At 69.0% G+C, this 13,382-nt stretch carries 14 protein-coding genes; 3 read left to right on the forward strand and 11 right to left on the reverse strand.

All coding sequences use genetic code 11. The annotated features are described in order from the left end of the window. Nucleotides 1-5: 5 nt before the first annotated feature. The 5 genes from EPO52_RS07530 to EPO52_RS07550 form a co-directional block, all read right to left on the reverse strand. Entirely contained in the window at nucleotides 6-1,010 is a 1,005-nt protein-coding gene (locus tag EPO52_RS07530) for a 1-phosphofructokinase family hexose kinase (RefSeq protein WP_290804157.1), read from the reverse strand. After that, nucleotides 1,007-1,834, reverse strand: coding sequence for a DeoR/GlpR family DNA-binding transcription regulator (locus EPO52_RS07535; RefSeq protein WP_363339632.1), 828 nt, complete (start codon nucleotides 1,832-1,834; stop codon nucleotides 1,007-1,009). The genes EPO52_RS07530 and EPO52_RS07535 overlap by 4 nt, the downstream gene beginning before the upstream one ends. A gap of 95 nt (nucleotides 1,835-1,929) precedes the next feature. After that, nucleotides 1,930-2,505, reverse strand: a complete 576-nt coding sequence (locus EPO52_RS07540; protein WP_290804160.1) for an AAA family ATPase — start codon at nucleotides 2,503-2,505, stop codon at nucleotides 1,930-1,932. Between the two features lie 9 nt (nucleotides 2,506-2,514). Continuing rightward, nucleotides 2,515-3,825, reverse strand: a complete 1,311-nt coding sequence (locus tag EPO52_RS07545; RefSeq protein ID WP_290804163.1) for an MFS transporter — start codon at nucleotides 3,823-3,825, stop codon at nucleotides 2,515-2,517. A 40-nt stretch (nucleotides 3,826-3,865) separates the two neighbouring features. After that, nucleotides 3,866-4,513, reverse strand: a complete 648-nt coding sequence (locus EPO52_RS07550) for a hypothetical protein (RefSeq protein WP_290804166.1) — start codon at nucleotides 4,511-4,513, stop codon at nucleotides 3,866-3,868. 81 nt (nucleotides 4,514-4,594) lie between these two features. Between EPO52_RS07550 and EPO52_RS07555 the strand changes: the two genes are divergently transcribed. Beyond that, on the forward strand, nucleotides 4,595-5,386 hold the full coding sequence (locus tag EPO52_RS07555) for a DeoR/GlpR family DNA-binding transcription regulator (protein WP_290804169.1): 792 nt from the start codon (nucleotides 4,595-4,597) through the stop codon (nucleotides 5,384-5,386). Nucleotides 5,387-5,485: 99 nt separating this feature from the next. On the opposite strand, the gene EPO52_RS07560 is transcribed toward EPO52_RS07555, so the two are convergent. Together EPO52_RS07560 and EPO52_RS07565 are read right to left on the reverse strand one after the other, a co-directional pair. Next, nucleotides 5,486-6,460 (reverse strand): hypothetical protein, encoded by a 975-nt coding sequence (locus tag EPO52_RS07560; RefSeq protein WP_290804171.1) that lies wholly within the window; start codon nucleotides 6,458-6,460, stop codon nucleotides 5,486-5,488. Then, entirely contained in the window at nucleotides 6,426-7,031 is a 606-nt protein-coding gene (locus EPO52_RS07565; protein ID WP_290804173.1) for a sigma-70 family RNA polymerase sigma factor, read from the reverse strand. Before EPO52_RS07565 ends, EPO52_RS07560 begins: the two co-directional genes overlap by 35 nt. Nucleotides 7,032-7,384: 353 nt before the next feature. On the opposite strand from EPO52_RS07565, the gene EPO52_RS07570 reads away from it, so the two are divergent. Together EPO52_RS07570 and EPO52_RS07575 are read left to right on the forward strand one after the other, a co-directional pair. Beyond that, complete coding sequence (locus EPO52_RS07570; protein WP_290804176.1) at nucleotides 7,385-7,843, forward strand: MarR family winged helix-turn-helix transcriptional regulator; 459 nt, start codon at nucleotides 7,385-7,387, stop codon at nucleotides 7,841-7,843. A gap of 48 nt (nucleotides 7,844-7,891) precedes the next feature. Further along, the gene (locus tag EPO52_RS07575) at nucleotides 7,892-9,307 is read left to right on the forward strand and encodes a deoxyribodipyrimidine photo-lyase (RefSeq protein ID WP_290804179.1); all 1,416 of its coding nucleotides are present in this window, start codon (nucleotides 7,892-7,894) and stop codon (nucleotides 9,305-9,307) included. A gap of 38 nt (nucleotides 9,308-9,345) precedes the next feature. Here the strand turns inward: EPO52_RS07575 and EPO52_RS07580 are convergent, their stop codons facing one another. The 4 genes from EPO52_RS07580 to EPO52_RS07595 form a co-directional block, all read right to left on the reverse strand. Next, the gene (locus EPO52_RS07580) at nucleotides 9,346-10,857 is read right to left on the reverse strand and encodes an FAD-dependent oxidoreductase (protein ID WP_290804182.1); all 1,512 of its coding nucleotides are present in this window, start codon (nucleotides 10,855-10,857) and stop codon (nucleotides 9,346-9,348) included. Continuing rightward, entirely contained in the window at nucleotides 10,854-11,723 is an 870-nt protein-coding gene (locus EPO52_RS07585) for an FAD:protein FMN transferase (protein WP_290804185.1), read from the reverse strand. The genes EPO52_RS07580 and EPO52_RS07585 overlap by 4 nt, the downstream gene beginning before the upstream one ends. A gap of 11 nt (nucleotides 11,724-11,734) precedes the next feature. Next, nucleotides 11,735-12,247: a hypothetical protein gene (locus tag EPO52_RS07590; RefSeq protein WP_290804188.1), complete on the reverse strand. Its 513-nt coding sequence runs from the start codon at nucleotides 12,245-12,247 to the stop codon at nucleotides 11,735-11,737. A gap of 182 nt (nucleotides 12,248-12,429) precedes the next feature. After that, on the reverse strand, nucleotides 12,430-13,098 hold the full coding sequence (locus tag EPO52_RS07595; RefSeq protein WP_290804190.1) for a TRIC cation channel family protein: 669 nt from the start codon (nucleotides 13,096-13,098) through the stop codon (nucleotides 12,430-12,432). Nucleotides 13,099-13,382 lie beyond the last annotated feature (284 nt).

A 13,382-nucleotide genomic window follows, 5' to 3' on the forward strand; every position in this document is an offset into this window, starting at 1 on the left:
CTTCGTTATCTCCGGCCGGCGACGACGCGCGGACGGTGGCTGACGACGATGTCGCCGGGATGGGTGAGGTCGGGGGTGGGCACGGTGGAACCGGGCAGGGATGCGGCGGCCGCGCCGTGCGCCACGGCCTGGGCGAGCGCCTCGGCGGCGGCGGCACCTCGTTCGGTTGCGAGGAGGTAGCCCGCCAGCGAGCAGTCCCCCGCGCCGACCGTGCTGCGGGCCACGATCACCGGTGCGCGCGCCGCGAGCACGTGCTGTTCGGAGACGAGCAGTGCTCCGCGCGAGCCGAGCGTGACGAGGACACGGCCGAGCGTCGGTGAGAGGAGGCTCTGGGCGACGGCCACGACCTGCGCCTCGTCGGCCTCGAAGTCGTCGACCGGGATGCCGGCCACCGGCTCACCGAGAGCCCCGGCCACCGCCAGCAGCTCTTCGCCGTTCGGTTTGATGAGGTCGACGGTTTCACCGGAGGAGAGCAGGGCGGAGAGCGGATCTCCCGAGCTGTCGACGGCGATCGAGGGGGCCGAGACCCCGTCGCGCGCGGCCCGCTGCCGGATGGCGGCGACGATGCGTGCGTAGAAGTCGGCCGGCGCTCCGGGAGGAAGAGAACCGGCGAGCACCACCCACGACGCCGCGGCGGACCGCCGGGCCACGAGGTCCACGATGCCATCGAGGGCGTCGGGGCTGATCGGCGCACCCGGCTCATTGAGCTTGGTCGTGGTGCCGTCGGGTTCGGTGATCGTGGTGTTCGCACGGATGCTCGCGCCCACCGGTACGCACTCCACCGGGATCCCCGCCGCACCGAGCGCCTCGACCATCGGGTCGCCGGCGTCACCGGGCAGGATCGCCAGAGTGGCGCATCCGGCGGCCTGCAGGGCACGGGAGACGTTGACGCCCTTGCCTCCCGGCTCCTGCGTGGAATGGGAGACCCGCTGCACCTGGCCGTGCTGGAGGGGTTCGGCGAGGTCGATGGTGCGGTCGAACGACGGGTTGACGGTGACGGTGAGGATCACGCGACGATCACCTCGACCTCGTCGGCGTCGAGCGCCGCCGACAGCGTGCCGGAGGGATCCTGGTCGGAGATGAGAGTGTCGAGGTCGCGCAGTTCGGCGAAGCGGTGCAGCGCCTCGTCGCCGAGCTTCGTGGAATCGACGAGCGCCACCGAGCGGCGGGCGCTGCGGATCATCGCCGACTTGACCGATGCCTCTCGCTCGTCGGGCGTGCTGAGGCCGAACTCGGCGCTGATGCCGTTCGCGCCCACGAAGGCGATGTCGGGCCGCAGGTGGGCGAGCTGATCGAGGGTGGTCGTGCCGACCGCCGCGCTCGTGACCCCGCGCACGGTACCGCCGAGCAGGTGGAGATCGATCGCCGGGTTGAGGTGCAGCAGCGCGGCGATGGGCACCGAGTTGGTGATGACGATGAGCTCGCGGCCATCCGCGGAGCGCCACCCGGCCAGTCGCTCGGCGAGGGCACCGGTCGTGGTACCGGAGTCGAGCAGCACCGACCCTGAGAAGCCCTCGCCGAGGAGAGCGAGGGCCGCATCCGCGATCGATGCCTTGGCGCCCCGCGCACGGTCGACGCGGTCGGCGACGGTGGGCTCGATCAGGCTCGTCTTCGTGTTGGCCACGGCGCCCCCGTGCACGCGGCGCAGCAGGCCCTGCCGCTCGAGCAGGTCGAGATCGCGGCGCACCGTCTCGGAGGTGACACCGAGCGACTCGGCGAGCTCGGCCACCGTGACCCGGCCTCTGCTCCCGATGACGACGCCGATGCGTTCGTGGCGTTCGATGGCGTACATGTCGACGATGACCCTTCTGGACTCGGCTCTGAATCTGCGCATTTCTGCGTTTCTGTGACTTTAGATCCGAATGTCGGGAAAAGCAACATCCGAATGAAGATCGGCACAGATTCAGGCCGAGACCCGGGGGGGAATCGTCAGATGAAGGCGGCCAGGGCGCTCTCGAGATTGCCGGCAGCCCCGTCGGCGCTGTTGTCGAAGAGGATGTGGTGGGCACCCCGCCAGCGGCACTCCGAGGCCTGAGCGGTGGCCCAGAACTCGTCCCAGTGGGCGAGCTTCCAGGCGTCGCGCTCGTAGCCGCGGGCATCCACCCGGTTCTTCACCCGGGAGCCCTCCACCGTCACGTGCACCACCACGATCTCGACGTCGCGCGGCCAGTCGTGCTCCTCCGCGGCCTTCTCGAGGAAGTCGTCGCGCGGGAAGTAGCGCACGAAGGGCGCGTCGAGCACCACCGGGTTACCGAGCCGGAGGTTGTCGCCGGCGAGCCGCAGCAGAGTGCGGTACTCCAGGTCCATCACCACGCGCTGGTAGTACTCGTTGTTGTCGCGCTCGTGCTTGTCGGTGCCGGCCGCCTCGAGCAAGGCCTCGGTGAAGAAGGTCGCCACCGAGTCCTTATCGAGGTAGGCCGCGTGCATCCGCTCGGCGATCAGCGTGCTCACGGTCGACTTGCCGGAGCCCGCCGGGCCGATCACGAAGTACAGGGTGCTGCCCATGACGTCAGGCTACGCCGTCGTCACGGACTCGCTCGGGGCGGCCGGGCGCTCCTTGACGAACAGGCCGTAGGAGAGGGCGCCGACGAGCAGCAGCACTCCGCCGATGAGGAACACGAGCGTGTAGTTGCCCCCGGTCGAGGCGAGGATGGCACCGGTCACCACGGGCGCGACGGCCGCGCCGATGAATCCGCCGAAGTTCTGGATCGCACCCAGCGAGGCCACCTGATTGGAGGGCGCGATGTCGGAGGCGAGGGTCCAGAGGCATCCGATGGGAACCTGCGAGGCGAAGTAGCCCACCGAGAGCAGCACGATCGCGAGCGGAGTGCTGTCGACGTAGGCCACGGGGAGCACGGCTGCCGCAGCCAGCAGGGCGCCGCCGACGATGGGGATCTTTCGGGCGCGCACGGTGTTCACACCCCGTCCGACGAGGCGGCCGGAGAGCCAGCCACCGAAGATCACACCGATGATGCCGCACAGGAACGGGAGCGAGGCGAGCCAGCCGCTCTCGGCGAGGCTGAACCCGCGAGCGGTCTGCAGGTAGCTCGGCAGCCAGGTGAGGTAGACCCACACGGTGTAGAAGATGCCGAAGGCGCCGAGGATCATGAACCACGTGTTGCGGTACTTGAACAGCTGGCCCCAGCCGACCTTCTCGTTGGTGGCCGCGACCCGCGCCTCGGCCTCCGCGCCCTTGATGAGGGCCTGCTCCTTGAGGGTGGGGTCGCGGTAGATGCGCAGCCAGACGAGGGCGATCACGATGCCGAAGGCGCCCACGATGATGAACATGCCCCGCCAGCTCATGGTGAGCAGCAGGAAGGTGAGGAGCGGAGGTGCGATGGCGTTCGCGATCTGCGATCCGGTGTTCACCAGCGAGACGGGGAGCGCACGCTCCTTCTTGTTGAACCAGCGCTCATTGACCTTGAGCGCCGAGGTGAAGAAGGGCGACTCCGCGATACCGAGGGCGACACGGGCCGCGTAGAGGAAGCCGAAGGAGTTGGCGGCGGCCGTGACGATCGACACCAGCGACCAGGCGCCTGCGGCGAACGCGAACATCTTCTTGGGCCCGAACTTGTCGACGAGGTAGCCGGCCGGGAGGTTGGCGATGGCGTACGGCCAGGAGAACGCCGAGAGCAGCAGACCCATCTGCAGGGCGTCGAGGTTGAACTCCTGGGCGATGGTGGTGTTCGCCACGCTGAGCGTGGATCGATCGAGGTAGTTCACCACCCCACCGAGGATGAGGAAGCCCACGAGGAACCAGCGGATCCTGACGGTCTTCTTCTCGGCCTTGCTGAGGACGGGTGCCTCGATGGTCGTCTGGCTCATGCCATTCACTCCTTTGTGTGTGGGGGGATGTTCGGGGCTGTCAGGCGCGGGCGGCCGCGATCGCCGCAAGGAAGGCCTCGGCGGCGCGCGTGACCTTGGAGTAGTCGCCGTCGGGCCGTGCCGCCTTCGTGACGGCACTGCCGACGCCCACGGCGACGGCTCCCGCGGCGAACCAGGTGCCCACGTTCTCGGGCGTGGCGCCGCCGGCGGGCAGGATCGGCGCCTGAGCGAGCGGCGCCCTGACGGTCTTCAGGTAGTCGGGGCCCGCGATCTCGGTGGGGAAGAGCTTCACGATGTCGGCCCCGGCAGACATCGTGTCGACGATCTCGGTGGGCGTGAAGGCGCCGCTGATCGAGACCGCCTGGTAGCGGGCCGCGGTGCGGATCATGCCCGGGTCGAGGTTGGGGCTCACGAGGATGCGCGCCCCGGCCTGCACGCAGGCGAACGCAGCCTCCGCGTCGAGTACGGTGCCCGCGCCGATGGCGACGCCCTGGCCGGCGTACTCGGTGGAGAGCATGCGGATGACGCCCAGCGCATCCGGCACGCTCAGGGTGATCTCCAGCGCGCGGAAGCCGCCAGCGATGGCGGCCCTCGCGACCTGGAGGGCTTCGTCGGCGCTGTCGAGCCGGATGATCAAGACGGCACCGGTGTCATGGATGGCGCGCAGCACATCGAATTTGCTTAACATTGAGCATCACAATAGCTCATAGATTCACAAACGTTCACACATTTTCTCGAATCTGTCCCACGGAGCGCTAGGCTCTGGGTCGTGAGCACCACCCCGCCTCTCATCCCCGAACAGCGCCATCAGGAGATCCTGCGGCTGCTCCGGAGCGCGGGTGTGCTGAGCATCCGGCACATCGTCGACCTCCTCGGCGTCTCGCACATGACCGTGCGGCGCGACATCGCCGCGCTCGAGGAGAGCGGTCAGGTGGTCTCCGTTCAGGGCGGGGTGCGGCTCAGCGAGTGGAAGGGCTCCGAACCCCCACGCGAGCGCGCCTCGCGGGCCGGGCTGGAGCTGCCCCGAAAACGAGCGATCGCCGAACTGGCCGCCGGCCTCGTCGACGACGACATGGTCGTGTTCCTGGATGCAGGAACGACCTGCGAGGCCGTCGTACCCTTCCTGGCCACCCGCCGCGGCCTCACCGTGGTGACCAACGACTTCTTCGTGGTCACCACGCTCCTCGACTACCCGAGCATCGAGACGATCCACACGGGAGGCGTGGTCGACGTCTCGAGCGGCTCATCGAGCGGCAGCCTCGCCGCCGCCACGCTCGGGTCGATCAGCCTCGACCTCTTCTTCTTGAGCACCGGCACCTGGGATGTGGCGCACGGCGTCACCACCCCGGCCACCGACAAGGTGGTGCTGAAGAAGGCCGCCATGGCCGCCTCGTCCTCGTGCGTGCTCCTCGCCGACAGCACGAAGTTCGGCACCTTCGAGCGGTTCAAGGTCGCCCCCCTCGACGCCCTCGACATCGCCATCACCGACGCGGATCTGCCCCCCGACGCACGCGCATCACTCGGCGATCTCGGCCTCGACCTCCGCCTCGCCACAGTCTGAGCCCGGATCCGTCGGCCGGCGAGGGCAGGGGAATCGATATCGACGTGGTCGGCGGGAGGTCGAGCGCAGCGGGGTCGATCGGTTCGTCGCCCCAGAGGGTCATGGTGCGGTCGTCGCGATCGTGGTCTCGATCGCCGTGAGCTCGACGACCTCGTCGGGCCCCCAGCCGAACACGGTGGTTCCGGAGACGGTTCGTTCGCCGATGATCAGACCGGTGGCCGGATCGATGATGACCTCCTGCCGTTCGCCCGCACGCACGGGCTCGTTGCGGCCGATCGCGGTTCCCGTCACCCCATCGAGGTTGGCGACGTCATCCGTGGCGGTCACGCCTGGGATGCGCGACAGGGCATCGAGAAGGGCCGCGCGCTGGGGCGCAGGAACCAGACCGGAGCGCAGGATGTCGGTGATGCGCACGAAGTCGTCTTCGTCGCGCGACGCCGATCCCCCGGTGTACTGGCTGTCGATCCAGTCGTAGGCCGCAGCTCCCTCGGTGGGGATGTCGGCGTAGTCGACCGTGACCCACGAGGAATCGGGGCCGTAGAACGCACCGTCGGCGGCCCGGATGGTCTCGATGGACCCATCCGTGGTGATCCCGGACTGGTTCCCCCAGTCGCGGAAGAGAACCCACTCCGCGGCCGGGTCGGCCGGCATGAACACATCCAGGATCTGGTCGTTCGGCGCACACACCACGGCGCCGTCCTCGTCGCCGGTGCAGGCCTGCCAGCGGGCGTGCGTACGTGCGCGGAGGTACTCGCCCGAGTCCGGCACGAGGTTCGCGTAGGCGATGGTCTCCGTGGCAGCGGCGCGGAGCACACCGCTGGCGTATGCCGACTGGGCACCCAGGCTGATGTTGCCCGCCACCAGCACCGCGATCATCCCGGCCGCCACTCCCGCCGCCACCCACGTCACGCGCGGCAGCGTCCGGCGTCGGGCGCTGCGCGGGAGCTCGGTGGTGGTGGTTCCGTCACCCCGGGCGATCCGGTTCACCAGCGCCTCGCGGCCCTCGGCGATCATCTCGGGGGTGGGCTCGCGGGTGTCGTCACGAGCGTTGCGGAGCAGTGTCAGTTCGTCCATGGTCGATCTCCTGTTCGGTAGAGGTGGTCGTGCTGCCGGCGCCGGCGGCGCGGCGTAAGAGGCGGCGGGCCCGATTCAGTCGCGACTTGACCGTGCCCACCGGCACGCCGGTCACGGCGGCGATCGAGGAGTAGTCCAGGTCTGCCCAGGCGTAGAGCAGCAGCGTGTCGCGATCGGCCGGCGACAGATGACGCAGGGTCTTCGCGAGTCGGCGGGACAGACGTTCGGCATCGATTCGCGAGCCGGTCGACTCCACGGCGTCCGGCGCGATCTGGGCTGCGAGATCGGCCGACATGCCCTTCCAGGCGGCCGCCTCGACCCGGGAGTGCTTGCGCATCAACCGGGTCGCGATGCCCAGTAGCCACGGGCGGGCATCCGGCACAGTGAGGTCGTACGACGCGCGGCGCTCGAAGGCCACCAGGAACGTCTCCGACATCACGTCCTGGCCCGCGTCATCACCGAGCCGCTGGGCGGCGTACCGGAACACGCTCGGAGCATGGCGGTCGTAGAGGGTCGCGAACACGGCCGGCTCGACGGCCGAGCGTTCGATCACCTCATTGTCGGAACTCATAACCGTATTGTCCGATTCAGCTCACCCGGTTCACGCCAATCTCCTCGTGCGATCGCCGACGGTCGAACCCCTCCCGCACACCCCCGAATGGGGCACACAGCCAATTCCCAGGAAAATAACGATTTGGTAACTTGCTCCCCGTTACCAGACCGTTATATATTCGAAGAGCCGAAGTTGTTTGCTGTGGCAGCTTCGGCGGAATGTGATTGCAGGACACTCTTGGTGCAAGGGAGAGGGCCCGTCGTTAGCCTCTACGACGGGCCCTCAATCATTTAAACGCCCGCCTCGGGGCGAGCCGTGGCGGCCGTGTCAGAATGAGAGCCACCTTTTCGCCTCGAGTGTCAGGAGCTGGGATGGCACCGGATGTCTCCCCCGTCGCCGCGTGGGAATCGCTCTTCCGAGCGCAGGTGAGCGTGATGCGCCAGCTCGCCACGGAGTTCCCGACCGACATCGTGTCGTTCAACGAGTACGACGTGATGTTCAACCTCTTCGGGCAACCCGGGAAGACGTTGCGCATCCGCGATCTGGGCGAGAAGGTGCTGCTCACTCAGCCGTCGATCAGCCGCCTGGTCGATCGACTGGTCTCGCGCGGCATCCTCGAGAAGCACGACGACCCGAGCGACGGGCGGGGAACCCTGGTCGCTCTCACCGAGAAGGGTGTGCAGACGTACCGTCAGGCCGCCGTGATCCACGGCGCCTCGATCAGCGATCACATGTCGGGCACGCTGTCGGGCGAGGAGCTCGACGAGCTCACCCGGCTGTGCGACAAGCTGCGGGTGGGCGTCGCGGCGCGGACGGCGTCGGCCCGCTAGCGAACACCCTCGGGTGCGGGATGCGCCGGGAGCGAGTTGACTGACTCCGTGAGCGCGAATCCCACCACCGTCGTCTGGTTGCGCGACGACCTCCGCCTGCGTGACAACCCCGCCGTGCACGCCGCCGTCCTGCGGGGAGACCCGATCGTGTGCCTGTACGTGCTCGACAGGGAGAGCGCCGGCATCCGGCCGCTCGGCGCAGCATCGTCGTGGTGGCTGCATGGCAGCCTGGAGGCGCTCGCGGATGAACTGCGCGAGGTGGGTCTGACGCTCACGCTCCGCCGCGGAACCGCCGACGAGGTGGTGCGGGCCGTCGTCGCCGAGAGCGGCGCGACCGCCGTGTTCTGGAACCGCCGCTACGGCGAAGCCGAACGGGCCATCGACACCGGCCTCAAGTCGTCGTTGAAGGACGACGGTATCGACGTGCAGAGCTTCCACGGCTCGGTGCTCGTGGAGCCATGGACGATCCTCACCGGCCAGGGCGGCTGGTACAAGGTGTTCACGCCGTTCTACCGCGCCGTGCTCGCGAAGCCCGCTCCGCGGCATCCGGTGCCCGCTCCCACGGCGGATGACGGGCTGCAGCACCGACGCCTGCCGAGCGACGACCTCGCGTCGTGGGGGTTGCTGCCGACGAGGCCCGACTGGGCCGAGGGGCTGCGTACGCGCTGGCAGCCCGGCGCGGCCGGGGCGCATGCCCGGCTCGCCGCCTTCCTGCGGAGCGGAGTCGACGAGTACGTCGATGAACAGGACTTCCCCGCCGAAGACGGCACGTCGGGACTCTCGCCGCACCTGCGCTTCGGCGAGATCAGCCCGTTCGAGGTGTGGCATGCGGTGGAGAGGCACCGGGCGCGGGGTGCTTCGGCGTCATCCGCACCTCCCGCCGCCGACGGGGAACGCGGAGGCACGACATCCGGGGCCGCCGCCTTCCTCCGGCAGCTCGTGTGGCGCGAGTTCGCCTACCACCTCCTCTTCCACCTGCCCTCGATCACCACTGAGAACATGCGGCCCGAGTTCGATCGCTTCCCCTGGGACGAGCTGCCCGCGCGCGATCTCGAGCGGTGGCAGCAGGGTCAGACGGGCATCCCACTCGTCGACGCCGGCATGCGCGAGCTGTGGCAGACCGGTGTGATGCACAACCGCGTGCGCATGGTGGTGGCGTCATTCCTCGTGAAGAACCTGCGGGTCGACTGGCGGGTGGGCGAGGCCTGGTTCTGGGACACGCTCGTCGACGCCGATCCCGCCTCCAACGCGTTGAACTGGCAGTGGGTGGCCGGGTCGGGGCCGGATGCGGCGCCGTACTTCCGGGTCTTCAACCCCGAGTTGCAGGCCTCGAAGTTCGACCCGCACGGCGCCTACATCGCGCGCTACGTACCCGAGCTGGGAACGGATGCGTATCCCGAGCCCATGGTCGACCTCAAGGAGTCGCGCGCGGCCGCACTCGACGCCTACGCCACCATCCGCTGACCCCGCCCGCTCGACGTTCCGCGGAGTGGCCGGAGGGGCTAGTAGCCCGCGAAGGCGTCGGTGCGGATGCCGCGGGCGCCCGCATGACGCAGCTCGGCCGACACATGATCGACGAAGCCGGGCGGGCCCGACACGTAGGCGCGTCGCGCATCGATGTCGGGCACCGCGGCGCGCAGCACGTCGGCCGTGACCCGGGCCGCCCCGAGGTACACCCACCCCGACGGCAGCGCCGGCGGCTCGGTGGGTGCCGTCACCAGCACCCGGATGCCGGCGGCCGCCAGTTCGTCGGCGTAGGCCAGCTCATCGGGTGCCGACACCGCGTAGACGAGTACCACGTCGACGGGTTGTGTGCCCCCGGCCGAGCGTGCCGCGAGCTGGCTCACGAACGGTGTGATGCCGATGCCGCCGGCGGCGAGAAGCACGGGGTGCGAGGCATCCCGGGGCAGCAGGAAGTCGCCGCCCACCCAGGTCGACCGCACGGTGGTGCCGGGCGTGAGCCCCACCAGCGCCTTCTTGAACGAGCTCGAGGGCTGCGAGAGCTTGATGCCGACGCTCACCCGATCCGGGGCATCCGGTGCCGAGGTGATGCTGAACATGCGCCGCGTACCGCGTGAGTCGGCACCCCGGTGCGGCAGCGCCAGCTCGAGATACTGACCCGGCAGGAAGCGCACCGGATGCGACGGCTCGAAGTCGAAGGCCGTGCTCGTGGGGGTGAGCTGCCGCGAGCCCACGTAGCGAAGCCGGATGCCCCGGCGCTGCCCGAAGAAGAACGCCACGATGTTGCCGATCACGAGAGCGATCTCGGGCGAGGAGTACACCGGGCCGATCGAGAAGGGGATGGAGAAGAGCACCGCCACGACGGCCGCGACGAGGAGCTGCTGCCCCCGGCGAGGAGGGAGCGTCAGCGGCTCGCTCAGCATGAAGCCCGCGAGGAACACGATGGGGAACGAGCCCACAGCCAGCCAGAGCGCATCGCCGAAGGAACTGCCGAGGATCACCATGCGCGCCGTGACGATCACGAGCGCGAGCAGCACGAAGGTGCCGCCGATCGCGAGCCGTCCGGTGCGGTAGAGCACGAGGAACGCGCCCACCACGACCACCGGGAGCAGCACCGGCGTGGCCACCCACCAGCCCGAGGGATTGAGCGCGGTGACCGACATGATCACGGCGGCGGCGGCCACCGGGTTGAGCACGTGCCGGCCCCGGATGGCCAGGAGGAACTTGGATGCCGCCGCGACCACGGCGGTGAGCGCCATCAGCAGGAGCCCCGTGGGGTCGGCGGTGGGGATGAACACGAAGAAGATCAGCAGCCCGGTGATCGTGGACGACGGGAGGTGCGCTCGCGTGCGGAACGCGAGCGCGAAGACCCAGCTCGCCACTGCAGTGACGACGATGGCCACGGCGAGGCTGAGGATCATCTCGAGCGGCGTGTAGAAGATCTGGCCGAGGGCACTCTCGATCAAGGCGACGACGGCGATCGCGCCGAGCACGATCACCATGAGGTTGTACATGGTGACGCGCCCGATCAGGGTGTCGAATCGTGCTTTCATGTGAAGAGTTCTCCCGGGAAGTACCGCGAGCGCTCGGCCCGCCCATCGGCGTACATGCGTACATAGCTGAAGTGGAATGTGTTCGCGAGCTCATGGGCACCGGTGAAGAAGAGTGCGGTGGCGAGCCCGTCGGCGAGGGCGGTGTCGGCGGCGATCACCCAGGTGGCGATCACCTCACGTGCCGGGTTCCCGCTGCGCGCGTCCAGGATGTGGTGCAGCCCATCGCCCCACGCGCGGCGGTTGCTCGCCGAGGCGCAGAGCGAGGTGTTCGCGAACTCGGCCACACCGATCGCCTTCGTCGGGTCGAGCGGATGCTCGAGGCCCACCCTGATGGGCGACGCGCCCCGGTGCACGAGATCGCCGCTCGCATCGATCACCACGTCGTCGACGCCATGATCCTCGAGCACGGCGCGTACGAGGTCGACGAGGTAGCCCTTGCCCGCCGCCCCGACGTCGATCACGACGGGCCGGGTGGTGGTGAGTGCGGCACCGTCGCGGGTGACGTCGGCGGCCCAGGATGCCCGCAGCGAGACATCCGGAGCCGTCACCGGCTGCAGGCTGTAGACGCGGTCGTAGCCGAGCCGCTCGAGGTCGCGGCCCACCAGCGGATCGACCGCGCCGCCGGTGGCAGAGTACAACCTGTCGTACAGCCCGAAGAGCTCGAGCGAGTCATCCGGGAACTCGAAGCGGCCTGCCCCGGCGGCGATCTGCGACACGAGGGAATCGGTTCGGAAGCGGGAGTAGACCTGGTCGAACGACTCGATGCGGTCGGTCACCGCACGCCGGGTCGCCTCGTCGAGCGGCTCGGCCGTCTCGATCTGCCACCGGGTACCGATGGCGTCGAAGTCGAAAGAGGCGCGGCTCATGCGCGCGGCCCTTACGCCGCCTCGGACTTGATGGTCTCGACGGCCTCGTTGAAGCCGCCGCTCGTGAGGCTCGACCCGGCGACGCGCGAGACCTGGATCTCGTCGATGTCCTGACCCACCACCACCGCGGCGATGCCGTCGGCGAACTCGTTCTGGTAGCGCACCGAGTTGGGGTTGGACGCCTGCGGGGTGACCGTGACGGCCGTGATGACATCGTTCGCGAGGGTGATCGACACGTCGACCTCCTCCTGGCCGTTGGGCGAGGTGTAGGTGCCCGTGGCCTCGTAGGTGCCATCGGTGTAGGTGCTCGCGCTGCTGCCGGAATCGGTGGTGGCCGAGTCGGTCGCGGTCGACGAGGCGGCAGCCGAGGAGGTGGCAGCCGACGAGGTGCTCGCCGTCGTGGGGGCGACGGTCTGCGCCTCGGCGGAGGAGGATGCGGTATCGGTGGCACAGCCCGCCAGGGCGACGGACAGCGAGAGCCCACTCATCGTGGCAAGGGCGATCTTCTTCTGTCGAGTGTTCATCAGGGGGTCCTGTCGTTGTCTCGGTCAGTGGACTGATACGAACGTATCGATCGAGTCTTTCAGGCTCCTTTGGGGCCCCTTGGCGCTTCCTATGAGAGCGCTCGGTGACCCGGAGGGCGCCCGTCGGCCTCATCTGGGGTCAACGGGAGCGCCTGCGAAAACGTTCAATCTCCTGTCGGAAATCACGCACTCTTCTGGCGACGGAGTCGTCGCAGAGTGCTGATGGTGCGCTGCTCGGGCAGGCTCCAGCCGAAACGCACGGCCAGCAGGCGGATGAGCGTGGTCACGATCACGCATCCGATCCCGGCCACCGTGATGTCGGATCCGGCCGCGGTGGCCGCCACGAGGAAGATCGCGCCCGCCCCGGCCGCCACCGCGTAGAGCGAACCGACGTGCATCACGCCGATCGGCATCCCGAGCAGGATGTCACGCAGCATGCCGCCACCGACCGCGGCCGCGATTCCCACGAACACCGCCGGCACAACCGGCAGACCGACCGAGAGCGCCTTGCTCGCCCCGATGGCGCAGAAGAGGCCGAGGCTCACTGCGTCGAGAATCGTGATCACGACGTTCAGCCGGGTGAACAGCCGCTCGAGCAGCATGCCCACGAGGGCGGCCGCGATGGCGACGGGGATGTACCAGTTCGACTGCAGCGCCGCCGGAACCTGGTTGAGCAGCAGATCGCGCAGCATACCGCCGCCGAAACCGGTGACCACGCCGATCAGGCCGACGCCGAGAAGGTCGAGGCGCTTGTCCTTGAACTGGGCGGCGAACATCGCGCCCTGCACGCTGCCGAGCGCCGTGGCCGCGAGGTCGAGCCAGAAGGGCGTGACGAACTGTTCGGCCACCATGCTGCATTCCTACCACGGCAGGGCGGGTTGCCACTTCTTGTGGCACCCGGACGCGGGTTGCCACAACTTGTGGCACCCGGGAGCGAGTTGCCACAACTTGTGGCACCCCGGAACGCGTGCGCGCAGGGCTGCACGCCGGGCCGCCGCGGGCACGCCCCACGCCGACTTGCCCCTTCCTGTTGCCCGGAAGCTCCAGTTGCCACAACTTGTGGCAACCCCGGGAACGCGCCGGGCCGCCGCGGGCACGCCCCACGCCGACTTGCCCCTTCCTGTTGCCCGGAAGC

The organism is Herbiconiux sp., from assembly GCF_004297105.1.
Taxonomy (GTDB): domain Bacteria; phylum Actinomycetota; class Actinomycetes; order Actinomycetales; family Microbacteriaceae; genus Herbiconiux.